A 25,557-nucleotide genomic window follows, 5' to 3' on the forward strand; every position below is an offset into this window, starting at 1 on the left:
AGAGAAGCGTTCCAAAGGATGTAATAAAAATGAAAACCAGCTCCCCCAAACGAGGAGCAGGATCGTGCGCGCAAGCTCGCAGGGGGCCGGTGCGTCAGTGGGCCGTGACAAGCCTTCCAGCGTAAGCGTTCCGAGAACAGTAAGCGGCTGGTGATCCGCAAGCGGCTACCGGGGGAGCCGGATCAAAGGTGCAGCGCCGGCCTGGCCTGGGCACTGCCATGGGCCGAAGGGACTCGAACACGCAACGCAATCAGCAGCGCGGCCAGCAGCATCAGCACCGCCGCCGCTACGAATACGCCTGCGCTGCCACCGAGGCTGAACATCGCACCGCCAGCAGCGGCGCCCGTTGCGATGGCCGACTGCACAGAAGCCACCACCATGCCTCCGGCGCTTTCCGCCTGATCAGGTATCGCGCTGGCGACCCAGTTCGACCACGCCACCGGCACACCGCCAAAGGCCAGGCCCCAGATCGCCAGCAGCACCGCCTGCCCTGGCACCGAGGCCGGCAACAGAACCAACGCCAGTGCCGCAACGCCCACCAGCGCGGGCATCAACACCAGGGTGGCCAGTGGATGACGCTCAAGCAGCCACCCGGCCAACAGCGTGCCGCCGAAGTTCGCCACACCGAAACCCAGCAGCATCAGCGACAACCCTTGCGGACCGATGCCGGTGGTGCCCTCGAGGAATGGCCGAACATAGGTGAACATCGCAAAGTGGCCGCTGTGCACCAGCACACAACCGAACATCCCCATGGCGATGCCCGGGCGCCGCAAAACCTCGAGTACGGTGCGCAGGCGTGCCGGCGTGCGCGGCGCAAGGCGCGGCAGCGTGAACGACTGGAAAGCCAGGGTCACCAGACCTACCGCCGCCGCTGCAAAGAACGCGCTGCGCCAGCCATATAGCCCGCCCAGGTAGCTGCCCAGCGGGACCGCAACCACCGTCCCGACGGCAATGCCGCTGAAAATGATCGAGAGCGCTCGAGGCAACAAAGCTCCCGGTACCAAGCGCATCGCCACCGCCGCCGCCATGCTCCAGAACCCGCCAAGGGCGATGCCCAGCAAGATACGCATCACCAATAGCACCGCGAAACTGGAGGAAACGGCGACCAAAAGATTGGATGCGATCATCAAGGTGGAAAAACCCAGCAGCACCCAGCGGCGGTCGATACCGCGAGTCAGGCCTGGCACCAACAGACCAGCGAACAGCGCCACCACTGCTGTCACCGTTACCGCCTGGCCAGCCAGCGCTTCGGACACGCCCAGATCGGTAGCCATCGGCGTTAGCAGGCTGGCCGGAAGGTACTCGGCGGTGAGTAATCCGAACACGCCCATTGCCAACGAGAAGACTGCCATCCACGCAGGGGTTGCAGGTTCAACATCCAGCCCGGCGCCGGGACGGCTGTCGGATACGGCATTACACACACAATCAGTCATTGCACGGATCTCCCAATTTGAATGGCGACCCGCAGTCTAGGCGTGGGATACTGGATGATCTATGATCAAAAACCTCGATTTTTTGACTGAAACACCTGAACGATGCCTACCGATCAGTTTGCCCTCTCCTCGGATCTCATCAACGAACTGTTGCGCGGCATGCGCCTGCGTGGCGTCGAGTACCGACGTATCCAAGCCGGTCCGACCTTCGGCCTGGGCTTCGCTGCCAAACCTGGGCATGCCTGGTTTCACTTCCTGGCGGTCGGCGATGCAGTGCTGCGGATGGAAGACGGGACAACGTATGCGCTATCTGCCGGCAACGCCGTATTCATCTCCCATGGCACGGCCCATCAACTGCTTTCCCATGCGGACGTGCCTGTTCAGGACATCGATCGTTTAGACGGTGCCCCCCTCGGTGATACGGTCAGCGCGGTGGATACCGGGACCGGTGCCAGCCCCACGCCGACCACCCTTTTGTTCAGTGGCTGCATGGAGTTTGAACTGGGCAGTATCCATGGCCTTGGCAGGTTGATGCCGGGCCTGATGCTGATTGATGCCGGTGGCCAGCGTTACCCCGGACTGGTGCCTATCCTGGCCACCATGGAGCGCGAGGTCAGCGCCGCACGTGTCGGCTTTGCCGGCATCCTCGCGCGTTTGGCCGACGTGGTGGCCGCCATGGTCGTTCGCGGCTGGGTGGAGTGCGCCTGCGGTAATGCCTCTGGCCTGGTCGCTGCATTACGCGATCCACGCCTGGCAAGTGCGCTTCTCGCGCTCCATCAACAACCGGGGCGTGACTGGACCGTTGCGCAGTTGGCGGAGCAATGCAATACCTCTCGCTCGGTCTTCGCGGACCGTTTCCAGGCGACTATTGGCATGGCCCCACTGCGCTACGTCACTGAGGTGCGGATGCGGCTTGCGAGCCAGTGGTTGACGCTTGAAAGGCTGCCGATTGAAGAGGTGGCGCAGCGCCTGGGCTATACATCCCAGGCGGCTTTCAGCCGCGCGTTCAAGCGCATTACAGGCAAGACGCCTGGATTAAGCCGTCAGTCGAGGCAGTCCGCTGTTTCCTGAAGCCGAACGGGAGTCGTGGAGGAGCCATAGGGCCCGGCTCAGCACTGTCGCGCGCATCAGGCAGCGTTCGGCCAAGAGCAGTCGTCCATTTATAAACCGCATCAAAACGGTGGTAAGGGCTCCAGTAAAGCAACTACTGCGGAACGCTTACCATCCATGCTCAAAATTTTAGCTTTCTATAGGTAGCATTTTTTCTTTTGGCCATTTCCCAGCGTTCCTTCAACCGAGTTCTCAGCTAAATTATAAATACAAGTCATTTCCGACCTGTCTTTTGTTGTTAATCGAAATTTCACTGGGCTGCCACTTAACAAATCAGACGAAAAATCTTTACTTTTTACAGGCGCGCATTGAAGCTTCTGACTTATTGTACTTATAATATAATTAGATTTTTTTTGTTTCTCGGCATTTTCCGCTGCAGCTTTTTCGCTTTTTATTTGTGCATTGTAATCTGCAAAGGAAATACTGTTTCTCCTCCACTCCGGTTTAAAAAGCCCTGCCCTATTGTCTACGAGTAACAGTTCTTCTGTACTATCGACTTTCGCACTGATAGATACGATTTTCCAATGAAAAACATCGTCCTTACTGACAAAGTCGCCGGTTACACTTGAACCCATGACATTAAAATGGTAATCAACACCATTCTTCACCAGTTTTGCCCGAATGTGCGCATCAAGCCTTTGATGTATTCCTTTGATAACTCTCAGCACATTGTTATTTTGATCGTCACATGCTTCTTTTAATGTACGCAGGCTATCTTTTGAAGCATTCCCGTTCAACTCCTCATGAGTATAAGACTTGCTTCTTACGATGCTAATCGCTTCATTTATGATTCGCGTGTGCTCCGTCTCTGACATTTTTGTGTCTTTATTAGGTCCCTGAGGGGAAATCCCTGTCCAGCCCTGAATAGCGGGCGTTTCAGGTACCGCAGGAGTCCCTGGTGAGTTTTGTGTAGCTGGTTTGGCAGGTTTGGCCGGAATGGCAAGTGCGGCACTTTCATAGGTCACGGTAATCAAGTTTGCCTCCAATGGCGAACGCGGATAGCGTCCGTATCAAGTCCATGGTTGTTTTTTGCGGAACCTCATGGCGCGGTAAAGCGTTCGCTTTTAGTCGTCCTATGCTCCCCCACATCGCCGTCAAGAGCATATTGAGAATAGACGTCACTCCATAAAAACGTCGAAAACCACCTAAATAAAGTGCCTCAACCTGTCAGCGAATTCGTAATGAGCCTCCCATTGCCCGCTCTACTTTGTTAGAGCAGGCGGGTACGGGATGAGTGACTGCAAAACTCTACTCTGCCAACCGTAACCGCAACCGGCTTCGATGGGATAAGCCTGCTTGCAAGACAAATGCAACTATCACGGTGGAGGGCGCGGAAAAGCTGCTCAGGCCGTCGCCGGAAAACATCAACGCAAGACCCAATGCGGTGGCGCCAAACCAGGCCGTCAAGCCCACCGGGTTAAACGCGACCACCCGTTCGAGCGCCGCCACGCCACTGCGGCCGTAAATAATCTGCGCCAACGCCACGCCGACCCAGGCCACCACGAAAATGCCCTGATATGCCAACGCCTTGAGCAAGTAGGCAAACACGTCCGCGAGCATCAAGCCGTAGACGATCACTCCAACCGCCAACGCCCACATCAGGTACGAGCCGCGCAGGCCAAAACGGCCGAAGAACGCCTGCATGTTCAAGGTCGCTAGGTAATAGTTGGCGGTGTTGATCCGCGTTTGCGTGGCCCAGACAAACAGCAATCCCCACAGGCCCATCAACTGCAAAATCGCCATCACCACCGAGACTTCGTTCAGCGCGCCCTCATGGGGAATGCTGCTGACCAGATAAATGCCAGCCGCGCCGTTGAGCAGAAACGTCACCGCGTAGAACGGCATGCCGAAGTTCCAGCGACCGTGGTACTCGGCGTCTTCAGGCTTGCCGAAACGCGCATAGTCGAAGGTGAACAGCATCAATACCCAGACGCCCATGTAGGCGACAAAACAGTCCCACCAGCCGAAGGCGCTGGGCGTTACCGGGCCGAAATCCAGCCATTGCGGCTGGTAGCCATAACGGCTGATCGATAGCCCCACCGCCACCAGCAAACCACTGAGGTACACCGGCAGCAACACGCCGTTGAGCTTGTCCAGCCAGTGCTGCACGCTGCCCAGGATCATCGGCACGCTGTAGAGCACCACCGCCAAGGCCGCCAGGGGATAGACCAGTTCCGGGTACAGGTGATTGAGCGCGACGGCGATCACTGAACCTTCGAACACCGCGTAATAGATCGCGGTCGAGAAGAAAATCAACGTCGCCAGGCACGCCCCGGTGCTGCCGAACAACAGCCGTGAAAACAACGCCACCGACAAACCGCTGCGAATCGCAAAGCGGCTGAGCACGCTGTTGACCAGTCCATAACTGATCACCGACAGGACCATGCCGATCAGCGCATTGCGCGCACCGAACGACAACGCCAATGAAGCACCCACCACGATGTAAAACATCGCACTGCACACCGCCCACCAGGCCATAGTCAGGGACAGTCGCCCCATGCGCGCTTCGGTGGGAACAGGATGATGCGCCGGGTCTTGCCCGGTTTGACTCGATTGCGATAAAGCGGCCATATGCGTGAACTCCAAAACCAGTCAAAGGTTGAAGCGCGGGCAGCCGTCACCGCACCGAAGTGCAGCGTTGGCGTACCGTTTGGCATGGCCCGCGCTGGACGGCGGGCAGAATCAGGAAGGGAACAGCTTGCTCAGGCAGCTGAGTTTTTTCTTATAGGAACGTCGCGCTTCCAGCGCCTCTTCGAGGGTTACCGCGACAAAGCGGGCCTTCTGGTTGGGTTGCATCTGGCCGATCAAGTCGAGGTCGGCGCTGATCACCGTGCCAATCATCGCGTAGCCGCCACCGGACACCGCATCACGGTGCAGCACGATGGGTTCGAGCCCGGCGGGCACCTGGATCGAGCCGATCGGGTAGCAACTGTCGACGATGTTCGACGGATCGGAACCGGCGCCGAACGGCTGCTCCCGAGGCTCAAAGCTCAGCGCGCTGCCGCCCTTGAAGCGATAGCCGATGCGATCGGCTTCCGAACCGACCGTCCATGGCTCGGCGAAAAAGCTCTTCCCCGCCGATTCGGTCAAGCGGTGGTAGTACAAACCGGGCACCACCCGCAGGGTGATTTCGCCACCCAATGATTGCCGTAACGCCATGGGCAAACTGGCCCCGGCGCGGCTCTTGCCACTGGCGATGCCCACCGGCAATTCGTCACCTGCAATCAGGCGTCGCCCCTGAAAACCGCCGAGCGCGCCCAGTGCATAGGTGGAGCGACTGCCGAGCACCAACGGCACATCAATGCCGCCGGCCACCGCCACATAAGCGCGGGCACCAGCCTTGGGAAAGTCAAATCGCAGCACTTGCCCGGCCTTAACGGTGAACGCGGTGTCATGGTGCATTTCCACGCCATCTACCCGTGGCGTCATGTGCGCGCCGCTGACCGCCACCAAAGCATCCTGCTGAAACTCCAACTCAGGCCCGAGCAGCGTGCATTCCAGCGCCGCCAAACCTGCCGGGTTGCCGACCAATTGATTGGCCGTGCTCAAGGCGTATTGATCAAGCGCGCCGGACGGCGGAATGCCCAAGTGGTAATACCCTTCGCGGCCCAGGTCCTGTACCGAAGTGGCGAGGCCGGGTTTGAGGACCTTGATCATGCCAACACCTCCAGCAACGACTTGGGATAGCCAACTGGGTCGGCAAGGAACGCGTCCAGCGAAAACTCCACCGGCCGAATCCGCAGATCAAAGCAACCGGCTTCCACTTCGGCCAACGCGTGGTCGTAGGCTTCACGGTCCATCGGTTTGAACTGCACGATGTCGCCTGGACGGAAAAACACCATGTGTTCTTTCAGGTACGCGAGGTTCTGTTGCGGGTCATAGATCGGCGCGGGCGTGACGCCAAACATCTGATAGCCGCCGGCGCCGCGCACCGAGTAGATGCAGCCAAAACAACCGCCGTGACCGAGGGTCAATTTCGGCGTGTCAGTGCGGGGGCGCAGGTACTTGGGCACCTGCAACTGACGCTCGCGCTCGACCATCTGGAACATGAATGGCAACCCGGCAACGAAGCCGACCATCGAGACAAACCACGGCGCGCCACTGTGGGCCGCGATGAATGCATCGACGTCGGCCAGGCCGTTGATTCGTGCGGCGTATTCCAGGTCCGTGGCGCTCGGGTCTTGATGACGGTCGCGAAAACGCGTCAGGGTTTCGTGGGTCCAGGGGTCGTTGTAGAGCACGGGAATCTCGATGATCCGCGTGTACAACGTGCGCTCGGCGACGGCCCCGGCCTCGGCGATTTTTACCGCTTCGAGCAAGGCGTGAGGGGCAATGCGATCCGGGTCGAAACGAATCTGGAATGACGCATTCGCCAGGCAGATATCGAGCACGCCATCCAGCGCCAGCCGTTCCACCGCGCGGGTGACGGCCAGGCCTTTGAAGAACGCGTCCAGGGACATGCTGTCGCTGACTTCAGCAAACAAATGCTCATCGGCGCCAAAACTGTACCGGATGGGAGTACTCATGCTTCACCTCCGCTACGGCTCTCGGCCAGCCAGGTTTCCAGGGTACCGGTGTGAAAGTCGGCGCTGTGCAGCCAGGGTTGCTCCAACAATTCACCGTGCAATGCCAAGGTGTTAGCCATGCCGGCGAGCGTGGTCTGCGCCACCGCCATTCGTGCTCGGGCCAGGGCTTCGGCGCGATCCGCACCGTGAACAATCAGTTTGGCCAGCAGCGAGTCATAGTACGGCGGCACGCGGTAGCCATGATACAGATGCGTATCGACGCGAATGCCCTCGCCATTCGGCCAGATCAGTTCCTCGACCTGGCCTGGACTCGGGAAGAAATCCCGCGCCGGGTCTTCAGCGTTCAGGCGCATTTGCAGGGCGGCGCCATTGAGTCGGATGTCGCTCTGCTTGAAACCCAGTGGCTCGCCGCCAGCGATGCGCAACATGGCCTGGACCAGGTCGATGCCCGTGATCAGTTCGCTGACCGGGTGCTCCACCTGAATCCGCGTGTTCATCTCGATAAAGAAGAACTCACCGGTAGCATCTTCATACAGGTACTCCAGAGTGCCGGCGCCCTTGTAGCCCAGGGATTCGGTCAGGCGCACGGCGCTGGTGCACAGCGTTTCCCGTTGCTGCTGGCTGAGGACTGGCGATGGTGCTTCTTCGAAGATTTTCTGCCGGCGCCGTTGCAGCGAACATTCGCGCTCAAACAAATGCACGGCGTGCTGACCGTCGCCTAGCACCTGCACTTCAATATGCCGGGCCCGGCTGATAAACCGCTCCAGGTAAACTGCGCCATTGCCAAACGCCGCTTGGGCTTCGCGCTGGGAACGGGGGAACTCTTCGCTCAGTTGCTCGGCGTTTTCCGCCAGCCGAATACCGCGCCCGCCGCCACCGGCCGAAGCTTTAATCAATAATGGGAAGCCAACGGATTCGGCAGCCTTGAGCGCCGACTCAACGTCAAACAGTTCACCCGGCGAACCCGGCACCACCGGCACGCCAGCGGCTTGCGCCGTGCGTCGTGCCTCGGCTTTATCACCCATGCGGCGGATCGTCTCCGCGCTCGGGCCGACGAAAATGGCACCGGCAGCCATCACCGCTTCGGCGAAATCGGCGTTCTCCGACAGAAAGCCGTAACCGGGATGCACTGCGTTGGCGCCCGTGGCTTTTAAGGCGCCGAGCAAGGCCTCAACGTTCAGATAACTTTTGTCGGCACGGGCCGGGCCAAGAATGTGCACCTCATCGGCCATGCGCGCGGCCTGGGAATCGACGTCCGCTTCGCTGCACGCGGCGACGGTGGGAATGCCCAGTTCCTTGGCTGCGCGGATAATCCGCACGGCGATCTCGCCACGGTTGGCGATCAACAATTTATGAATGGCGCGGGTCATGATCGTGCCCTCACTCGTCGTCGAGCGTTGCGACGACTTGACCCGGCTCCACCGGATCACCGTCTTTTACCAAAAAGGCACTAAGGCGACCGGCCGTCCCGGCGGTCAGTTCGGAGAACTGCTTCATGACCTCAATCAAGCCAATCACCGTGTCGGCGCTGACCTGCGCGCCGACCTCGACGAAGTTCGCCGATTCCGGGGTAGCTTTGCGGTAGAAGGTCCCCGGCAACGGGGTGATTACAGTGTGTTCAGCCATGTCTGTTCCTCTTGGAATAGTTGTAGAAAGGCAGGCAAAAGTGAATCGGTGGGCAAACCCTGGCGTCTGTGTGCCAGGTATTTTCATTCGGTCTCAGCGTGGTGCTCGGACCTCTATGCCCGCGCCATCAAGTGCATGACGCGTGGCTTCGACCAACGCCAGGGCGCCCGGCGTGTCGCTGTGCAAACAGATGGAATCGAATTCAATCGCCAGGTCTTCGCCCTCGACGGTGCGCACCACGCCTTGTTGGCAAGCACGCAGCACTCGCCCGGCGACGTGGGCCGGGTCGTAAGCCCGCACGTTGCGGGTGAAAACGATGGAGCCGCTGAGGTCGTATTCGCGGTCGGCGTAGAACTCGCGGATCACCGGTTGGCCGAGTTCCGTGGCGACCCGCCAGATCACCGAATCGGGCATGCAATAAAGCAGCAACTCCGGTTCCAGACGTTGGAGACTCTCCACCAGCAAACGGGCGGCCTCTTCGTCTCGGGCCAGGTGCATGTAGAGGGCGCCGTGGGGTTTGATGTGTTGCAGGGCCACACCTTGAATCCGGGCAAGTTCACGCAAGGCGCCCAATTGATAGAGCATGTCGTCGACCAACTCCTGGGGCGACGCATTGATGTGTCGACGGCCAAAACCAACCAGGTCGCGAAACCCCGGATGCGCGCCGATGGCCACGCCCAGGCGCTTGGCCTGCTCGACGGTGCGACGCATAGTGCTGGGGTCGCCGGCATGAAAACCGGTAGCGATGTTGGCCGAACTGATAAACCCCATCAGCTCATTGTCGACGCCATCGCCGATGGTCCAGGGGCCAAAGCCTTCGCCCATGTCCGAGTTGAAATCTACTGCCTGCATGACGCTTGCTCCCGACGCTTGTGACTTCATGCAGGCCAAGTTAGATTCCTGTTAACCCCTTGGGAAGATCTATTATCAGATTGGGTATCTTCTGAAAAACAGATACCTCGTCACCCGGAGTACTCATGTCCCTAACCCTGCGCCAAGTCCGTTATTTCGTCGCCACCGCCGAGATCGGGCAAATCTCTCAAGCCGCGATTCATTTGAATATTTCCCAGTCGGCGGTGACCACGGCGATCAAGGAACTGGAAAGCATCCTCTGCACGCTGTTGTTCCAGCGCTCGGCCCAGGGCATGAGCCTGACCGACGCCGGGCGGCACTTTTTGAATCGGGCCTACGTGATTCTGCGCAGCGTCGATGACGCGTTGAACAGCCCGCTGCCGGACATCCGCGCCAGTGGTGTATTACGCCTGGCGGCGAGCTACACGGTGATCGGTTACTTCCTGCCGCACCATCTGCAACGGCTAGAACACTGGCATCCGGACGTGGCCATCGAAGTCCACGAACAAGAACGGACAGCCATCGAGCAAGGTCTACTGGAAGGTCGATTCGACATGGCAGTGGTGCTTACCGCGAACCTCACCCACCCGGACATCGGCTCGGAGATTCTCTTCAACTCCGAGCGCCGGTTATGGCTGCCCAGCCACCACCCCCTGTGCGAGCGTTCAGCAGTCAGCCTCGCCGACGTTGCGAAGGAACCTTACATTCTGCTGACCGTCGACGAAGCTGAACAAAGTGCCATGCGCTACTGGGAACACGCGCGACAGCAGCCAAACGTGCGGGTGCGTACCAGTTCAGTCGAAGCGGTGCGCAGCATGGTCGCCAATGGTAGCGGCGTGGCAATCCTCTCGGACTTGGTGCACCGCCCCTGGTCACTGGAAGGAAAGCGCATCGAAACCCTGACAGTCACCGACAAGGTGACGCCGATGAGTGTCGGACTGGCGTGGCATCGCGAGCGCGAATTCAGCCCGGCGATGCAGGCGTTTCGTAACTATTTCCACGATGCATTTCTGGCGCCGCAGCAGCTGTCTGCGCGACGATGAAAATAGCAAAACCATGCCGTCCTTTTGTTGATTTACGATGAGAGCTTTAGGCCATGGATCGTCGACGAAGCTCCCGCCACGATTCCTCATGTCCGTGCCTGCCTGGATTCCCATTCGGCCCGCCAGTATCTTTTTACCCGCAGCGCCATTCTGGGCTGGGTCATGCCGGCAGCTGTCGGTACGTCGCTTGGCCTGGACCGCAGCCCGGTAGTCTGTCTGGTCGGTGATGGTTCGGCAATGTACTCACCGCAAGCACTCTGGACGGCGGCGCATGAACGGTTGCCGGTCACGTTCGTTGTCATGAACAATGGCGAATACAACATTTTGAAGAACTACGCTCATAGCCAGGCGCACTATCTAAGTGCAAGCACTGACCAGTTCATCGGCATGGACCTTTGCGACCCGGCGATCGATTTCCTGGCCCTCGCCTCCTCCCTGGGGGTCCCTTCCCGCAGGATCGAGCGCGCCGGCGATATTGCGGGAGCTGTCGAAGAAGGTATTCGCTCAGGCTGCCCGAATCTCATTGAACTACCGATCATGCCCCGAAGGAATAGGCGCACCTTGTCCCTGCCCTGCCTGTACGGACTTATTCGGGTATGCCGGACTGTCATCTCTGAGCGTGCAATCGCAAGTTCCTGAACAGAGTTAGGCCTAGATACTCATCTCGCTACGCAAACTGCTCCAGCAACAAGCCGATGCAGTGCACATCAGCATCCTGGACTCGATCCTGGACCTGAACGCACCGAATAGCGCCGAGTTTCGGTGCTTTCCGCCGGAAACGAAAAAAGAACCCGGAGGTCCTTTTTTTGTTCGCTGCATGATTCAGTTGAACTATGCAGCGCTATGTTAGGAGTGGGAAAAGACTTGACTCTGGACTTGTTTTTGAAGGGCATCAAGGGCCAGAGGTATGATTCCCAGCCCGCCATTGGGTCTACGCGAACATCCGTAAAATGTTTCAGTGCGTCTATGTCACCCATCATCCTTTCTCTTTAGCCAATCGTGCCATGAGGCTGATGCAAATGTTGTTTTGGATGTTCGCGAGCGGGCTCGCCCCCGCAGTTTATGCGCTGAACCTATGGGGACGAGCATGCTCTCGAACAAGAGTCAGGGCTGTTGCCAAAAAATCCAAATCAGAAGTAATAGCCGATATTCATATACAGCTGGTTTTCCCACTGATCACTACCCCCTGCCCCCAGACTCTGGGTGAGGCTGCTGCCACCGATGACCGGATCATTCTTGCCGTACAACCATTCCGTGGCGATCCACAGTTTGCTGAGGGAGAACGAGGTGCCGAAAATCATCCGTTGCGAGGTCTTGAAATCGTCTGCGGATTTATCGAAGGCGCTGTAGTTGGCGTACAGCTGCACACCGCTGATCTGATCGAACAGGTACTTGCCGCCAACGTCGTAGCTCACATCCGCCACGTACAAGTTGCCGCGACTGGCGACGTTGTAAGTGGCGTCGTAACCGCCGAAAGTCACCAGCTCATCAGTGCCGGGGTTGCGCGGGGACATCTGCTGTCGCGCAGCTTGCAGTTGCACGCCCCATGGCCCGTTTTTACCGATGTAGTGCACCGCCACGGCATTGCGCCGGCCGTCGTTGTTGGTGTCGCGATTCTCCAGGGACGAGGTCAGGCCAGAAATCCCGACTTCGGACTTCCACGGCCCCAAGTCCATCGCCTTGGCCACCCGCAGTACCACGGTGTTGCGTTCCTGGTTGTTGCTGCCGTCGATGACATAGCTGTCCGCTTCGGAGACAACGCTGGAGTAGGTTTCGCCCTTGCTGGTGCCTTTGCCCTGCGAGGCCGGGCGAACGTAGTAACCGGCCTGGATATTCCAGTCGCCGCTTTGCTGGATGTACTTGGCGCCAAGTTCTTCCAGGTCTTCCAGTCCCACGACGTTGCCCAGGGTTTGATAAAACGTGCTGCCGAAGTACGGCTGCAAACCGAACGGTACTTGGTTCAGGCCGACCTGGATTTGCTGGTCAGGGTTGAACTTGTAGCCGATCCACGCCAATTCGGCGAACTGCACGTCTCCCACATTTTCTGTGTACTGGTAAGGGTAGGCTCGGCCGTAGAAACGGTACTTGGCCTGGCCGATCCAAGTGTCGGAGTTGTACTTGGCGGAGAGGATCACGGTATCGAAGTTGAACTTCTGGATATCGCGATCCGGGTCATAGTCCCAACGCGCCCGGACGGCGCCGCCGAGATCGAGATTGTCGGTGACCTGGACCGCCTGCGCGTGGATGGAAAGTGCGCCCGACAGCGCCAGCGGAATTAATGAGCGCAAGGCCCGAGTGGTGTTCAATTTCATGGTCGCTCCGTCTTTAAGTTTTATTTTTGGCAACAACCATCCCGGCCACGGCAAAGCGCGGTCTGGATGAAATAGGTATGGCCCGCCGAGACTGAAGCTGGAACAGCGTCCAGGTGCTAGCGGGCTAAACGGTGTTTGAGAAGCCGCAGTTGTTTAAATTTCGGCGTCAGTGGCGTTGCAGTTCTTCAACCACAGCGGCACAAGCGCGGAAGGTATCCAACGTCCACTCCGGATTGATAAAGTCCGGCCAACTGGAAAGTTTTACGATCGCCACTTCAGCAGCCGGATCCCAATAGATACTCTGACCAAATACTCCGCGCGCCGAGTAGGTACCCTGTTCACTGTCCAATACCCAGCACTGATTGCTGTAAGCCGCAGTTGGAAAGTTCTTGGTGTAGTAGCCGTAGAGGACTTCGAAAGCGGGTGTGGAACCACGTCCGCATGCACGCACAAACGTTTCTGGGACGATCTGCTGGCTATTGAAATGTCCACCCTGCAAATACATCTGGGCAAAACGCCCGAGATCACGCAGCGTGGCGCTCATCCCGCCATCGGCCAATGCAGTTCCAACACAATCGAGGGTGATATTCGCGTCTTGCTCTGCCCCCAGTCTTGACCAGATCTCCCGACTCAATAAAGCGGGGAGCCGCTCGCCGCAGGCCCGCTCACAGACCCAGGCCAACATGTCGGTATCCACCGAGCGATACTCAAAGAACTGACCATGCTCACGGTCTTTACTCAGCGACTTCAACAAACCATAAATGCTGTCAGGAGACTCTCGTTCTCCCCGTTCACGCCAACCCGAGGCGATATCCAACTGGATGAATTCGGCATCCGGATCGGTGTAGTCCTCCCTGAATCTCACGCCCGTGCGCATATCCAGCAGATCCTGTACCCGGGCATCGCCATAGCCGCTTGCCGAAAGCTCGGGCACATAGTGGCTGACATGTGCTTGGGGATCGATTCTGCCCTGGCCTATCAACCTGCCGACCAGGCTGCCGACGATGGTCTTGGATACCGATTGCAGCAGATGCAACGTGTGCGGCTGCATACCGTTGAAATACTGCTCGGAAACCACCTTGCCCTGATGAAGCACCAAGAAACCATCGGTGTAGCTATCGGTCAGGAAGGTCGCCAGATCGGTTTGCCTGCCGTCGATCCGCTGGAAATGTACGTCGTCCAGTAAACGCTCGTTGCGCTTGAGTTCGCTGACCGGCCCGGGACCACGATGAATAGCAGCCACCGGAAACAGCTGGCTCATGTGCTGGAATGACCAGCGGTTATAGGGCGGACTGTCCCAGTTATGCTGACGAACTTGCTTTTCCCGGGTCGGCGGATAGCCCTGCATCAGCTCTAGGTCCTGATAACCAATGCCTGGAGCGGTCATGTCGTTTTTATTGTACATAGGGGTTCAGCTCTCATCGTTCAGAGGGTGGTGGCAAGAAAAGCGGTGGCTGTGGTCCTGGGTCTCGGTTGGCACCTCTCGGCGACAACGCTCGCTGGCTCTCGGGCAACGAGGCGCGAAATGGCACCCGGTAGGCCGGTTCAAGGGGCTGGGGATCTCGCCGCTGAGGATTTGCAACTGATCACGACGATCAGGGTCGATGGAGGGCACTGAATTGAGCAGTGCACGGGTGTAGGGATGACGCGGCCGACCGAACACCTGCCCCACAGGCCCGGCCTCGACGATGCGCCCCAAGTACATCACCAGCACCTGCTGCGCCAGGTACTCGACCGTCGCAAGATCGTGGCTGATGAACAGGTAGCTCAGGCCATTATCGGTCTGCAGTGTCTTGAGCAATTGCAGCACCTGGGCCTGGACCGACACGTCGAGCGCCGCCGTAGGCTCATCGAGGATCAGCAGTTTTGATTCCAGCGCAAGGGCCCGGGCGATAGCGATACGCTGCAACTGGCCACCGGAGAATTCATGGGGATAGCGCTCCATGTGTTCCTCGCCCATTCCAACATTTCCCAACAACGAGAGGATGCGCGCGCGCAAGGCGCTACCGCGCAAACCAAAGGCAACCTTCAGCGGCTCGGCAACAATCGCCTTGATGGTCATTTTTGGATTCAGCGAGGCGTAGGGATTCTGGAACACCATGCTCAAGCTCCTGCCCCGCGCCCTGGCATCAGTAGGCAGCGGCAGACCTTCGACCAGAATTTGCCCACTGTCGGCTGGCAGCAGACCGAGCAAGGTCGCGGCAACCGTACTTTTGCCACAACCGGACTCCCCCACCAGTGCGACCGTCTCACCGGCCTGCACCTCCAGGTTGATGTGGTCGATGGCGGTCACCAGGCCGTCGCGGCTGGCGTAGGTCTTGTGCAACTGAGTGACACTCAGCAGTGCGGGCTGTTTGTTGTTATTCATAGCCGTTTACCTTTCAAAGAAGCCTCACACCTTGACCAACGTGTTGTGGCAAGCCGCCCAGTGTTCCTCGCCGATCTCCACCCTCGGCGCAGCCTGGGCGCATCGCCCGGTGGCGCGTTCACAACGCGGGTTAAAGGCACAGCCAGGCGGGGGAGCCGCCATATTCGGTACCTGCCCAGGGATGAAGCCCAGGGGCTGAGCCCCCTGCCCCAACTTTGGCACGGTGCCCATCAATTTCAGGGTGTAAGGGTGCGCAGGTCGCTTGAACACCTGGCCCACCGGACCGCTCTCCACCACTTCGCCGGCATACATCACCGCCACCCGGTCACAGAGCGAAGCCACTACCCCCAGGTTGTGGGTGATAAACAGAATCGCCAGGTCCTGCTCCCGTGCCAGCTTGCGCAGCAGAGCGATGATCTGCGCCTGCACGGTGACGTCCAGCGCCGTGGTCGGCTCATCGGCGATCAGCAGTTTCGGCCGACAGGCCAGCGCCATGGCAATCACCACTCGCTGCAACTGACCGCCAGACATCTGGTGCGGGTACTTGGCTAGCGCCAGAGGGGGGTCGGGCATGCTCACCGCTTCCAGCGAGCTCAGCGCCTCGGCGCGGATTTGTGCCTTACTCAGTTGCCGATGGCAGCCGATGACATCGAACATCTGCCGCCCGATGGTGAAGAACGGGTTGAGCGCCTTCATCGGATTCTGGAAGATCATCGCCGCGCCACCGCCACGCAAAACCGCCAGCTGCGACGCCGATGCGCCGTTGACCTGCTGTCCGGCGACCCTGACACTGCCTCCCAGCCGAGCGGCCTCAGGCATCAATCCAAGGCAGGACATGGCCGTCATGGACTTGCCCGAGCCCGACTCCCCCACCAACCCGAGGATCTCGCCGCGCCTTACCTTAAGGTCGATGCCGCGTACGGCCTTTACGGTCTTGAACAAACCAGGGAAGGACACCGTCAGCCCTTCCACTTCCAGCACCAACTCTTGAGCAGCGTCCTTATTCGAAGCGGCGAGATGTTCGGGAGTAGACGGTTGCAAGGATTCGTTGATCATCAGCGCGTCCCCTTCTTTGGATCGAGCACATCGCGCAGTCCGTCGCCCACCAGGTTGACGGCCAGCACCAGGACAAAAATCGCGACGCCGGGGAACAGCACCGTCCAGGGATTTTCAAGCAATTGCGAGCGCGACGCCGCGGCCATTAGCCCCCATTCGACCATGGGCGGCTTGGCCCCCAGCCCGATAAAGCTCAGCGAGGCAGCGGCGAGAATGGTGTAACCAAAGTCCATGGAGCCCTGCACGATCACAGGCGTGGTGGCATTGGGCAGGACATGGCGAAGCAAGATACGGAAATGACTGACCCCCATGGAGCGAGCGGCATGGATATAGGTTTCCGAACGAACCCGTACTACCGCACCGCGCATGATCCTCGCGTACCAAGGGAACCAGGAGACCGCGAGCGCTAACATCGCATTTGCCAATCCCGACCCCAGCGCAGCGGTGATAGCGATCGGCAACAACAGCGGTGGAAAGGCCAGGAACACGTCCGAGACACGCATCAGCAGCGTATCAATTCGACCACCGAAGTAACCGGAAACAAGCCCAATCGGAATCCCGATCAGCATCGCGATCAGCGTCACGCTCACTCCGATGATCAGCGAGGTGCGTGCGCCATACAGCACCCGTGAAAGAATGTCGCGACCAAACTCGTCGGTGCCCATCCAGTGTGCCCAGTTGGGTGCCATTAATTTTTGGGAAAAGACAATCTTGTTGGGTTCATAAGGCGCAAGCCAGGGGGCGAAGATGGCCGCCAGAATGATCAGCAGCAATAACAGCGCGCCAAATACAAACAACTTGTTATCGCAGGCAAAAGCCAGGGCCTTGATACGCCATGATGGGGCTCGCGAGGGCATGGACAGGGATACGTCTTGGATACTCATTGGACTCGCAACCTCGGATCAACAAGGTGATACAAGAGATCAACAATCAGGTTGATCGACAGATACGTCGTGGCCAGCACCAGGGTGGCCCCCATCACAGCGGGGAAATCATTCTGGGCAATAGAAAACACCACGAAACCGCCCAGGCCGGGCCAATCGAAAACGAACTCGACAACGACTGCACCGCCGAGCAGGTAACCGAAGGTCAGGCCCACCACTGTCAGGAGCGGGATCATTGTCGCCTTCAAGGCGTAGGCATAATGGATACGCCACTTGGGTACGCCGTAGGAAACGGCCGTACGGATGTACTCTTCGGAGAGCACCTCGACCATCATGTTGCGGGTGATCCGGGTGACAGTGGCCAAGGTCACGACCACCAAGGTGAGCACAGGTAGCGTCAGGTGTTTGATGGCGCTCCACAGCGCTACGAAATTGCCGGCCAGCAGCGTGTCGATCAGGTAAAAACCGGTCACACGCTCAAAGGGGCTATCGAGCAGAATGGAAGCATCGATACGTCCCTGCAGGGGCAGCCAATTGAGCTTGCCGTAGAACAGCAACTGCAAGCCCATGGCCAGGATGAAAACGGGAAATGCCGTCCCGGCAATGGACCCCGCTCGTGCCACATTGTCGACCACTGAGTTCTGCCGCGCCGCCGAGATGACACCGATTGGCACCCCGAGCAGCACCACCCAGAACATCGCAAGGAATGTCAGTTCAAACGTCGCGCCTACCCGCCTGATGACCTCCTCCGCCACCGGTCGCCCGGTGCGCAAACTGGTGCCAAAATCACCCTGAAGAAGATCGCCGATGTAATTGAAGTATTGGATTGGCAGAGGTTTATCCAACCCCAGTTTTTCCCGCGCGGCGGCAATCTGCTCCGCCGTGGGGTGGTTCCCCAGCATCATCTCTACCGGGGATCCGGGAAGAGCTCGGCTCAGAACGAAGGTGATGGTCAACACGCCCAGAAGAATGAAGAACATCACTATCAATCGCTGGGCTATATACTTCGCCATTTATACTACCTTTTGTGGCTAATAAACTTGGCCCTGACTTCTTACGCCCAGCACAAAGCCCTCAAAAGAAAATTAGCTCTTGAGGAATAACCGGGCGAATCAACCGACTGTCGGTCTACAAGGTAAATCAGGCCTACACCTACAACTTCATCGCAAACAACTCGGCATTCAGCGATTCAAGTTGTAATAGAGAATCGCCTCATAAGCAGGGTTCAGGCTCTTTTCCATACCCTTGATGTCTTTGCGGGAGACACGTATCTGCTGCACGTCGGCGTACCAGATCGCAGGAGCATCCTTAGCCAGGAGCTGCTGGGCCTGAACGTACCTTTCAGAGGATTTTGTCCTATCACTGCCTTCCAGCGCCGCCGCCTCTTCGATCAACTGATCAAAACTTGGGTTGCTGTAATGAGACAGATTGAACAGCGTTGTCTTCTCGGTATGGAACTCACTGAAAAGCCAATCGCTGGGTGTCGGATACGTCGGCCACCAAGCCATGGATTGCAGGTTGGGGGCGGTGTCCAGCTTCTTGGCCTTATCCCAGATCACACCCCACTCGCCGGGGCGTAACTCCACTTCCAAGCCAACCTGAGACGCCGTCGCCTGGAACAGCTCAGCGGCGTTTGCATAGATGCCACCGATGTACTGCATCGAGACCTTCCAGTCCTGCTTGGGTACGCCAGAGGCTTCCAATAATTGGCGGGCTTTATCCAGATCGTAGGAAGCCATAGGCACGCTGGCATGCCCCCAGATACTGGTGGGTAAAGGCCCCTTGGACACACTGCCGTAGCCGTGCAAAATATCGTTGGTGACACCTTCATAGTCCCAGAGGTATTGCAGCGCCTGACGAAATGCCAAGTTATCCGTAGGGTACTTCTGGGTATTGATCAAGAACTGGAAGTTCTTCCACGAAGGCGCGGTACTGACCTTGATGGAAGGGTTCTCTCCCAATACCTTGAGCTGATCAAGGGGGATATCCCAGGCAACGCCAGCCTCGCCATTTTTTATCATCTGGGTGCGGGTGGAGGCTTCGGACACGACCTTCACGATGACGCGATCAAATTGCCCTTCTTTCCAGCCTCCCCAGTAGCCATCGAAACGTTCGAGCACCACTTGCTGGCCCTGTTCGACCTGCCCAAGCTTATAGGGACCGGTACCGATAGCGTTGGGAGCCATCATCCAGTCATGCCCCTTATCCACCGCCGCCGGGGCAATGATATAGGCAGCGTATTGACCTGCCGCGATCAGATTGGCCGGAGTGGGATTCTGGAACTTGAGCACTACCGTGTCGTCAGCGAGGACCTCGATGGCATCCAGCGCTTTCCATACATACGCAGCGCCTTGTTTTAGCGCTTTGACATAGTCGATGGATTTTTTGACCGCTGCGGCATTGAACGCCGAACCGTCATGAAACTTAACGCCGTGCCGCAGCTTGAAGGTCCAGGTCTTGCCGTTGTCGCTGCTTTCCCAAGACGTGGCGAGCCCAGGGGAAAACTCCTCGGCACTGCCCGGAGCGTTATAGACCAGAAGCGTCTCGTAGATATTGCCCAGCACCCGCACCTCTTCCGAAAACGCCGAGGCTGGATCCCAATCCTTGAAAGAGGCTCGATCAGCGACAACCAAGGTATTGTTTGCCGCACACACCAAGCCACTGGTCAACGGCGCGGTAATGGAAAGCGCCATCAACCCTGCCATCAAGGTTTTTTTGAAGTTCATCGATGTTCCTCTTATTTTTATGATGGGCGCAGCGGGTCACTTGCACGAGCAGGCGTTAATCCAGCTGGAATGAACGACGTGATTGGCCGTTCGTGAAACTGCCTGTTGAGCGGTGTGGCTCATTATTGATCTGCCGCACCGCCAGCTCAATTTCGCCAGCGCTAAGAAAAAAACGCCAAATGACGCTTGAAAGCGTCACCTAGCGTCTGTTTTTAAAGCGGGGATTAGAACAATGGCGGAACGAGGTTGAACTCACCCTCGGATGGGCGAATCAGCAGCCGCGCCCTCACCTCGCTGGGGATCTCAGGGGCATCAATAGGGAAGCAGCTGCAACTGGAAAGCGCGTTACGCAGATCGATCGATTCACCGAGGTACTCAAACACAATCTGCGCACCAAAAGGACGTCGAAAATTGTCGCCCGACACGCCGAGCACCAAGCCGTTGAGAAAGCGGAAGCGACTGCGATAGGAGGGGTAAAGCGCCGACCAGATGTAGCCCCGAGACGATAGGTATTCGTGCTCGACGATGTAAATCAGATCGGATGAGGCAAAGCAGAACCCACGATATTTATTGATGCCGAAACTCTTCAGTTGGTCATCACCCAACCTCACTCGCTCGTAGGTTTTACTCAGGATCTTGTTGCCGGAACGGGTCAAGCGGGTAATCGACTTGATCACCTCCCCTGATCCGGAGGGCGACATCAAATAGACAAAGTAGTAACCCTGGTACTTCGACAGTTCCTGCGCGGAGCTTGGGAAAAAATCGGCTGGTACTGCGCTGTCCGGCTCTCGCACTGTGCGCTGTCTGTTGAGCAAAGCGCGGAACGACTCGTGCTCGGAGAATATTTCATCCTCATCCACCCCGAAAAAAGCGCATATCTTGCGAAGGGTGAACAGTGAGGGAGTCGCCTGCGCCCCCAAGTATTTGTTGAACTGCTGGCGATTGATATCGAGGGAGCGGCAGACCATCGCCACCGACTTGTAGTACCCGCAGAGAAGGCGCAGGTTTTGACTGAAGTCTTGCATCGACTGGGATGAACTGGAGCTCACCATAAAGAGTATTCCTAATGCCACAATTGACAACACGTTGAACTAATCGTCGCTTGGGGTCACGGCTTCAAAAGCTCAGTGCAAGACAGTGCCTGAAGCGCAGAAGCTCGGCATTGCCAACCCGTGATCGACGCGAGCATTGACCCGACCATAGCGATTAGGTGAGGACATATTCAACAAATGCACAAGCTTATCCAGCGATTCCTGACGCTTCGGTAGAACTAACATCGGCTGCATATTTGTAATTCGCGCCTATAGCTACCCAAGAGTCGACTGTTTACTTGAACATCGCGTGAGCTCTTAGTCACGATATCCTCCCTGTAACCTGATGCATCGATGTGGTCGAGGCGGCACGGCTGAGTCTGCTAATCGATGGCGGTTTGATTCGCTCAAGTCAGTCGGCCCGCCGCTGTGCATCGCTCTTCGAGCAAACGCACGAACATGGTCAGGCTTTGCGACACCGTCCCCCGGCGCCACACCAGCCAGGTTCGCAAATAGCGAAAGGACTCCGACAACGGCCACACACTCACCGTGGTGCAGCCCGGCATGCTTTCGAGCATGCTGCGCGGCATCAGCGCCAGGCCAGCACCGGAGCTGACACAGGCCAGCATGCCGTGATACGACTCCATTTCGAAAATCTTGCCGGGCACCGCAGCATCCTTGGCGAACCAACTTTCAAAGTGATGTCGGTAAGAGCAATTAGAGCGAAAGGCGTAGATGTTTTCGCCGTTCACATCCTGCGCACGGTGGATCGGCAAATGGTTGAGCGGTGCGATCAGCACCATCTCTTCCTCGAATGCCGGCACGCCCTCCAGTGCCGGGTGCAGCACCGACCCGTCGACAAACGCAGCGGCCAATCGACCCGATAGCACTCCGTCGATCATGGTCCCGGAAGGACCGGTGGACAGGGCCAGTTCGACCTTGGCGTGTTTCTGGTTATAGGCGGCCAACAATTCAGGAATCCGCACCGCCGCCGTGCTCTCCAGCGACCCCAGGGGAAACGATCCTTGCGGCTCTTCCCCCGCAACCGTCGCGCGCGCCTCCTGGACCAGATCGAGAATGCGTCGGGCATAGTCGAGAAAACTCCAACCGGCCGGCGACAGCCTCAGGCGGCTTTTCTCGCGGATAAACAGGTCAACGCCCAGGTCCAGTTCCAGTTGTTTGATCCGCGTCGTCAGGTTCGACGGCACACGATGGATGTGCTGAGCGGCGACGCTGATGCTGCCGTGCTCAGCGACCGCTTTGAAAATCTCCAGCTGAACCAGATCCAAGTCATTCTCCATACGTGAACGATACGGTCAGCATTATTCAGTTTTAAGTAACCAAAAGCCACCGTAGTCTGAACGCATTCCCACCCCGCAGGACGATGCCATGACCAACATTTCCAGCCTCACTCATGCCATTTCGATCAATCCCGTCAACGGCGAGCAAATCGGTAACTACCCTTTTGAATCCGAAGCGGCGCTGCAAACCGCACTGTCACGTGCCACGGCCGGGTTCCGTGTCTGGCATCGCACACCCGTTGCGCAACGCGCGCAACGGCTGATCGCCCTGGCCAACGTCTTGCGCAACAACGCAGAAACGATGGCGAACATGATCACCCTGGAAATGGGTAAGCCGATTACCCAAGCACGTAGCGAAATCGAAAAGTGTGCGCAGCTCTGCGACTGGTACGCGGAACACGGCCCGGCCATGCTCAACGCAGAACCGACATTGGTTGAGGGCGGAAAAGCACGCATTGAATACCGCCCACTCGGCTCGATTCTCGCGGTGATGCCGTGGAACTTCCCGATCTGGCAGGTCCTGCGCGGCGCCGTTCCGGTATTGCTCGCAGGCAACACCTACGTGCTCAAACATGCGCCAAACGTGATGGGTAGCGCTTACCTGTTGCTGGACGCCTTTCAGCAAGCCGAATTTCCTGAAGGGACTTTCGAAGTCATCAACGTCACGCCGGAAGGTGTTTCCACGGCGATCAAAGACCCACGCATTGCAGCCGTCACCCTCACCGGCAGCGTGCGAGCTGGCATGGCCATCGGCGCGCAGGCCGGTGCGGCGCTGAAAAAATGCGTCTTGGAACTGGGCGGCTCCGACCCTTTTATCGTACTCAACGATGCCGACCTCGACGATGCAGTGAAAGCCGCCGTGATTGGCCGTTATCAGAACACCGGGCAAGTCTGCGCAGCGGCCAAGCGCCTGATTGTCGAGCAGGGCGTTATTGAAGAATTCACGCGAAAATTCGTTGAAGCCACGCAAAAACTCGTGGTCGGTGATCCACTGGCAGCCGCTACTTACATCGGCCCGATGGCTCGCTTTGATCTGCGTGATGAACTGGATCAGCAGGTGCGCGACACTTTGGAGGAAGGTGCTACGTTGTTACTGGGTGGCAAGAAGGCCGAGGGTAGCGGTAACTTCTACGAGCCAACGGTTTTCGCTGATGTCACCGACCAGATGACCTCGTTCAAGCAGGAACTGTTTGGCCCAGTCGCTTCGATCATCACCGCACGCGATGCCACCCACGCCATGGCACTGGCAAATGACAGTGAGTTCGGCCTCGCCGCGACGATTTATACAGGCGACGTGGAACGTGCCCAACAAATGGCAAGTGAACTGGAAACCGGTGGTGTATTTATCAATGGTTACTGCGCCTCAGATCCGCGTGTCACCTTCGGCGGTGTGAAGAAGAGCGGTTTTGGTCGCGAGCTTTCGCACTTCGGGGTACGTGAATTCTGCAACGCGCAGACGGTGTGGCTTGATCGGCATTAAGCGCATGGACGAAGACCGAGTGCGTTGGAAACCTCGTTTTCTAAAGAGGTCATTGCAGCTTACAAAAATAATACCCCGCCTAAAATCGCGAAATATTTCGTGAAGTTGGTGGATACGGCAAGGTAAGCGAAAGTGAATTGTTCCGATCCTCAGACCACTGCGTGGTTCTGACATCCGAAGAAGGGATAGAAAGGAACTCTACCCAAATCTTCGAATTACCGTTGCCTGCCTCGTTCCTCCGGTCAGCTCTCGCTACGCGTGAGCTGACCGTGACGTTGGCCTATTCACCAGCTGTGCGAACGACTCGACGCGTGGTTGACCAATATTGCTCTGAGTAGGTTTGCCGAGGCCGAGGGTATTCGTTAAGAAGCCGACCGGCTGATTAAGTTACGAAAGGGGCTGAGAAGCTGGATCAGGCACGTCAGCGACAGAACAACACCGAGCATCGGCTGCTTTCACTTATGCTGAGGCAGGAGCAAACCTGCCCCAGCATAAATGACTATTTGATCACTACCGGATTGACTGGTGATCCGGCAGCGCGATGTACTTTTAGCGGGGCTGCCACATAAAGGAAAGTATACTGCCTGTCTTTAGCGCAACTTTCAGCTAGCTTTTCCAGATCGCAGATCTCCGTAAAGGCGATACCAAGATTACGCATCAAAGCGCAGTGTAGTGGTAGAGCCACACCTGATACTGGGTCTGTCGTGACCTCATTGGCGATGGTATCGGTGACAAGGTTTGGAATTTCCTTCTCATGGAACCATCGAACAAGCTCCTCCGAATATGTAAGGCCTGGCTCGCAGAATCCGTCGTAAAACGCCTCGCCCTGCTCATAGAAAGCTTGAAGGAAGTTAGTCCTGATAATTAGGATATCGTGGGGCTCGATCGTATGGCCCTGAGCCTCTGCGCACGCCACAAGATCTAAGTGAGTGAATGTTTCACCTTTATCCAGCATGCGCTTGCCACGATGCCGTGCCATGTCCAGTAATACTCCGCGTCCGACCACTCCTCGCTCGCCGATAGGTGCGACACTGGCCTTGTCAAGGCCACCCACAGTTGTTCGCGCGTCGTAGCCGTTCCATATTTTTCCGCCGTACCAGAGGTGGCCAAGCGCATCATATTGCGTGGAGCCTTGCAGAAACGCGTCGATCTTGTCATCAGCGTAGTGCAACCCGCCGGGATAACATGGGCCATGATCATTGTCCCAGCTTGACTCATCGAGAACCATAGTACGTTCCGCCGGGGTACGGCCTGGCCAAACCGGATCGCCTGCGGGATCACCGATCATACGCTGTAAAGTAAATACGCTTCCCGTCTTAATGTGCGCCACTCCGCGCATGACTTCTTGCGCGCTCAGGTAGTTCAGCGAGCCAACTTCGTCTTCCGGTCCCCACTTGCCCCAGTTAGAAGGAGCGTCCTTCAAAAAATCATCCATCGTAGGAACTGCAGTTGTCATGATTTTTTCCTTTTTAGTCGCGGTGGTTATTGTTTGCTCTGAATGACTGAGTGACTAATGCTTGCAACGAAGCAGGATTCACCCCACTAGTAAGCGGACGCAGTAGGCAATGGGATCTCACGGCCCCGCTCATGAATCTGGGTGTCGGAGCTACCCTTCTCCCCACATATTCTCGACACACTTGACGCTAACAGCTTCACGATCGCAGAAATCCGATCACCGTCGCTGACTAGGAAGATATCGCTCGCATGGCGAGGGCAAGGCGAACTTTCATTCGTGGCTAAGGCGTGGCTAGAGTCAGCCCGTGGCTCCTCCCACAGATGGATTAGTGTTGATCACAGAGGGCGTGATGC

22 protein-coding genes are annotated in these 25,557 nt (G+C 57.7%); 4 read left to right on the forward strand and 18 right to left on the reverse strand.

What is annotated here, in order from left to right; all coding sequences use genetic code 11:
- Positions 1–182: 182 nt before the first annotated feature.
- Positions 183–1,433 (reverse strand): MFS transporter, encoded by a 1,251-nt coding sequence (locus KGA89_RS02695; RefSeq protein ID WP_223470481.1) that lies wholly within the window; start codon positions 1,431–1,433, stop codon positions 183–185.
- 102 nt (positions 1,434–1,535) lie between these two features.
- On the opposite strand from KGA89_RS02695, the gene KGA89_RS02700 reads away from it, so the two are divergent.
- On the forward strand, positions 1,536–2,504 hold the full coding sequence (locus KGA89_RS02700; protein WP_223470482.1) for an AraC family transcriptional regulator: 969 nt from the start codon (positions 1,536–1,538) through the stop codon (positions 2,502–2,504).
- Between the two features lie 176 nt (positions 2,505–2,680).
- Here the strand turns inward: KGA89_RS02700 and KGA89_RS02705 are convergent, their stop codons facing one another.
- The 7 genes from KGA89_RS02705 to KGA89_RS02735 form a co-directional block, all read right to left on the reverse strand.
- A complete protein-coding gene (locus KGA89_RS02705) occupies positions 2,681–3,508 on the reverse strand; it encodes a hypothetical protein (RefSeq protein ID WP_223470542.1) in 828 nt (275 codons plus the stop codon).
- A gap of 283 nt (positions 3,509–3,791) precedes the next feature.
- Positions 3,792–5,114, reverse strand: coding sequence for a purine-cytosine permease family protein (locus KGA89_RS02710; RefSeq protein WP_223470483.1), 1,323 nt, complete (start codon positions 5,112–5,114; stop codon positions 3,792–3,794).
- Positions 5,115–5,225: 111 nt separating this feature from the next.
- Positions 5,226–6,200, reverse strand: a complete 975-nt coding sequence (locus tag KGA89_RS02715) for a biotin-dependent carboxyltransferase family protein (protein ID WP_223470484.1) — start codon at positions 6,198–6,200, stop codon at positions 5,226–5,228.
- Positions 6,197–7,069 (reverse strand): 5-oxoprolinase subunit B family protein, encoded by an 873-nt coding sequence (locus KGA89_RS02720; RefSeq protein ID WP_223470485.1) that lies wholly within the window; start codon positions 7,067–7,069, stop codon positions 6,197–6,199. The genes KGA89_RS02715 and KGA89_RS02720 overlap by 4 nt, the downstream gene beginning before the upstream one ends.
- Positions 7,066–8,439, reverse strand: a complete 1,374-nt coding sequence (locus KGA89_RS02725) for an acetyl-CoA carboxylase biotin carboxylase subunit (protein WP_223470486.1) — start codon at positions 8,437–8,439, stop codon at positions 7,066–7,068. Before KGA89_RS02725 ends, KGA89_RS02720 begins: the two co-directional genes overlap by 4 nt.
- 10 nt (positions 8,440–8,449) lie before the next feature.
- Positions 8,450–8,695 (reverse strand): acetyl-CoA carboxylase, encoded by a 246-nt coding sequence (locus tag KGA89_RS02730; protein ID WP_223470487.1) that lies wholly within the window; start codon positions 8,693–8,695, stop codon positions 8,450–8,452.
- A gap of 93 nt (positions 8,696–8,788) precedes the next feature.
- Positions 8,789–9,547 (reverse strand): 5-oxoprolinase subunit PxpA, encoded by a 759-nt coding sequence (locus KGA89_RS02735; RefSeq protein ID WP_223470488.1) that lies wholly within the window; start codon positions 9,545–9,547, stop codon positions 8,789–8,791.
- 125 nt (positions 9,548–9,672) lie between these two features.
- Between KGA89_RS02735 and KGA89_RS02740 the strand changes: the two genes are divergently transcribed.
- Both KGA89_RS02740 and KGA89_RS02745 read left to right on the forward strand, forming a co-directional pair.
- Complete coding sequence (locus KGA89_RS02740; protein WP_223470489.1) at positions 9,673–10,590, forward strand: LysR family transcriptional regulator; 918 nt, start codon at positions 9,673–9,675, stop codon at positions 10,588–10,590.
- A gap of 24 nt (positions 10,591–10,614) precedes the next feature.
- Positions 10,615–11,229, forward strand: coding sequence for a thiamine pyrophosphate-dependent enzyme (locus KGA89_RS02745; protein ID WP_223470491.1), 615 nt, complete (start codon positions 10,615–10,617; stop codon positions 11,227–11,229).
- Between the two features lie 491 nt (positions 11,230–11,720).
- On the opposite strand, the gene KGA89_RS02750 is transcribed toward KGA89_RS02745, so the two are convergent.
- From KGA89_RS02750 to ptrR, 9 genes are all read right to left on the reverse strand, one after another.
- Complete coding sequence (locus tag KGA89_RS02750) at positions 11,721–12,902, reverse strand: hypothetical protein (RefSeq protein WP_223470492.1); 1,182 nt, start codon at positions 12,900–12,902, stop codon at positions 11,721–11,723.
- A gap of 166 nt (positions 12,903–13,068) precedes the next feature.
- Positions 13,069–14,307, reverse strand: a complete 1,239-nt coding sequence (locus KGA89_RS02755; protein ID WP_223470494.1) for a serine hydrolase domain-containing protein — start codon at positions 14,305–14,307, stop codon at positions 13,069–13,071.
- Positions 14,308–14,313: 6 nt separating this feature from the next.
- Entirely contained in the window at positions 14,314–15,270 is a 957-nt protein-coding gene (locus tag KGA89_RS02760; protein WP_223470496.1) for an ABC transporter ATP-binding protein, read from the reverse strand.
- 24 nt (positions 15,271–15,294) lie between these two features.
- Positions 15,295–16,326, reverse strand: a complete 1,032-nt coding sequence (locus KGA89_RS02765) for an ABC transporter ATP-binding protein (protein ID WP_223470498.1) — start codon at positions 16,324–16,326, stop codon at positions 15,295–15,297.
- Entirely contained in the window at positions 16,326–17,210 is an 885-nt protein-coding gene (locus KGA89_RS02770) for an ABC transporter permease (protein ID WP_024616670.1), read from the reverse strand. Before KGA89_RS02770 ends, KGA89_RS02765 begins: the two co-directional genes overlap by 1 nt.
- The gene (locus KGA89_RS02775) at positions 17,207–18,223 is read right to left on the reverse strand and encodes an ABC transporter permease (protein ID WP_223470499.1); all 1,017 of its coding nucleotides are present in this window, start codon (positions 18,221–18,223) and stop codon (positions 17,207–17,209) included. Before KGA89_RS02775 ends, KGA89_RS02770 begins: the two co-directional genes overlap by 4 nt.
- Positions 18,224–18,391: 168 nt before the next feature.
- The gene (locus KGA89_RS02780) at positions 18,392–19,936 is read right to left on the reverse strand and encodes an ABC transporter substrate-binding protein (RefSeq protein WP_223470501.1); all 1,545 of its coding nucleotides are present in this window, start codon (positions 19,934–19,936) and stop codon (positions 18,392–18,394) included.
- Between the two features lie 224 nt (positions 19,937–20,160).
- The gene (locus KGA89_RS02785) at positions 20,161–20,988 is read right to left on the reverse strand and encodes a helix-turn-helix domain-containing protein (RefSeq protein WP_013692895.1); all 828 of its coding nucleotides are present in this window, start codon (positions 20,986–20,988) and stop codon (positions 20,161–20,163) included.
- A gap of 386 nt (positions 20,989–21,374) precedes the next feature.
- Positions 21,375–22,256 carry a putrescine utilization regulator PtrR gene (ptrR, locus tag KGA89_RS02790; RefSeq protein WP_013692894.1) on the reverse strand — a complete coding sequence of 294 codons (882 nt, stop codon included), beginning with the start codon at positions 22,254–22,256 and terminating at the stop codon, positions 21,375–21,377.
- Between the two features lie 100 nt (positions 22,257–22,356).
- Between ptrR and KGA89_RS02795 the strand changes: the two genes are divergently transcribed.
- A complete protein-coding gene (locus tag KGA89_RS02795; protein ID WP_013692893.1) occupies positions 22,357–23,748 on the forward strand; it encodes an aldehyde dehydrogenase family protein in 1,392 nt (463 codons plus the stop codon).
- Positions 23,749–24,247: 499 nt separating this feature from the next.
- On the opposite strand, the gene KGA89_RS02800 is transcribed toward KGA89_RS02795, so the two are convergent.
- Positions 24,248–25,204: a cyclase family protein gene (locus KGA89_RS02800; protein ID WP_013692892.1), complete on the reverse strand. Its 957-nt coding sequence runs from the start codon at positions 25,202–25,204 to the stop codon at positions 24,248–24,250.
- Positions 25,205–25,557 lie beyond the last annotated feature (353 nt).

This window comes from Pseudomonas sp. A-RE-22, assembly GCF_019956035.1.
GTDB classification, from domain to species: domain Bacteria; phylum Pseudomonadota; class Gammaproteobacteria; order Pseudomonadales; family Pseudomonadaceae; genus Aquipseudomonas; species Aquipseudomonas brassicacearum.

Coding starts and splice junctions, on each gene's coding strand:
- KGA89_RS02720 (WP_223470485.1), bottom strand. CDS start 7,069: ATGAGTACTCCCATCCGGTACAGTTTTGGCGCCGATGAGCATTTGTTT.
- KGA89_RS02760 (WP_223470496.1), bottom strand. CDS start 15,270: ATGAATAACAACAAACAGCCCGCACTGCTGAGTGTCACTCAGTTGCAC.
- KGA89_RS02735 (WP_223470488.1), bottom strand. CDS start 9,547: ATGCAGGCAGTAGATTTCAACTCGGACATGGGCGAAGGCTTTGGCCCC.
- KGA89_RS02700 (WP_223470482.1), top strand. CDS start 1,536: ATGCCTACCGATCAGTTTGCCCTCTCCTCGGATCTCATCAACGAACTG.
- KGA89_RS02775 (WP_223470499.1), bottom strand. CDS start 18,223: ATGGCGAAGTATATAGCCCAGCGATTGATAGTGATGTTCTTCATTCTT.
- KGA89_RS02785 (WP_013692895.1), bottom strand. CDS start 20,988: ATGGTGAGCTCCAGTTCATCCCAGTCGATGCAAGACTTCAGTCAAAAC.
- KGA89_RS02730 (WP_223470487.1), bottom strand. CDS start 8,695: ATGGCTGAACACACTGTAATCACCCCGTTGCCGGGGACCTTCTACCGC.
- KGA89_RS02795 (WP_013692893.1), top strand. CDS start 22,357: ATGACCAACATTTCCAGCCTCACTCATGCCATTTCGATCAATCCCGTC.
- KGA89_RS02740 (WP_223470489.1), top strand. CDS start 9,673: ATGTCCCTAACCCTGCGCCAAGTCCGTTATTTCGTCGCCACCGCCGAG.
- KGA89_RS02765 (WP_223470498.1), bottom strand. CDS start 16,326: ATGATCAACGAATCCTTGCAACCGTCTACTCCCGAACATCTCGCCGCT.
- KGA89_RS02770 (WP_024616670.1), bottom strand. CDS start 17,210: ATGAGTATCCAAGACGTATCCCTGTCCATGCCCTCGCGAGCCCCATCA.
- KGA89_RS02800 (WP_013692892.1), bottom strand. CDS start 25,204: ATGACAACTGCAGTTCCTACGATGGATGATTTTTTGAAGGACGCTCCT.
- KGA89_RS02725 (WP_223470486.1), bottom strand. CDS start 8,439: ATGACCCGCGCCATTCATAAATTGTTGATCGCCAACCGTGGCGAGATC.
- KGA89_RS02715 (WP_223470484.1), bottom strand. CDS start 6,200: ATGATCAAGGTCCTCAAACCCGGCCTCGCCACTTCGGTACAGGACCTG.
- KGA89_RS02695 (WP_223470481.1), bottom strand. CDS start 1,433: ATGACTGATTGTGTGTGTAATGCCGTATCCGACAGCCGTCCCGGCGCC.
- KGA89_RS02750 (WP_223470492.1), bottom strand. CDS start 12,902: ATGAAATTGAACACCACTCGGGCCTTGCGCTCATTAATTCCGCTGGCG.
- KGA89_RS02710 (WP_223470483.1), bottom strand. CDS start 5,114: ATGGCCGCTTTATCGCAATCGAGTCAAACCGGGCAAGACCCGGCGCAT.
- KGA89_RS02755 (WP_223470494.1), bottom strand. CDS start 14,307: ATGTACAATAAAAACGACATGACCGCTCCAGGCATTGGTTATCAGGAC.
- KGA89_RS02780 (WP_223470501.1), bottom strand. CDS start 19,936: ATGAACTTCAAAAAAACCTTGATGGCAGGGTTGATGGCGCTTTCCATT.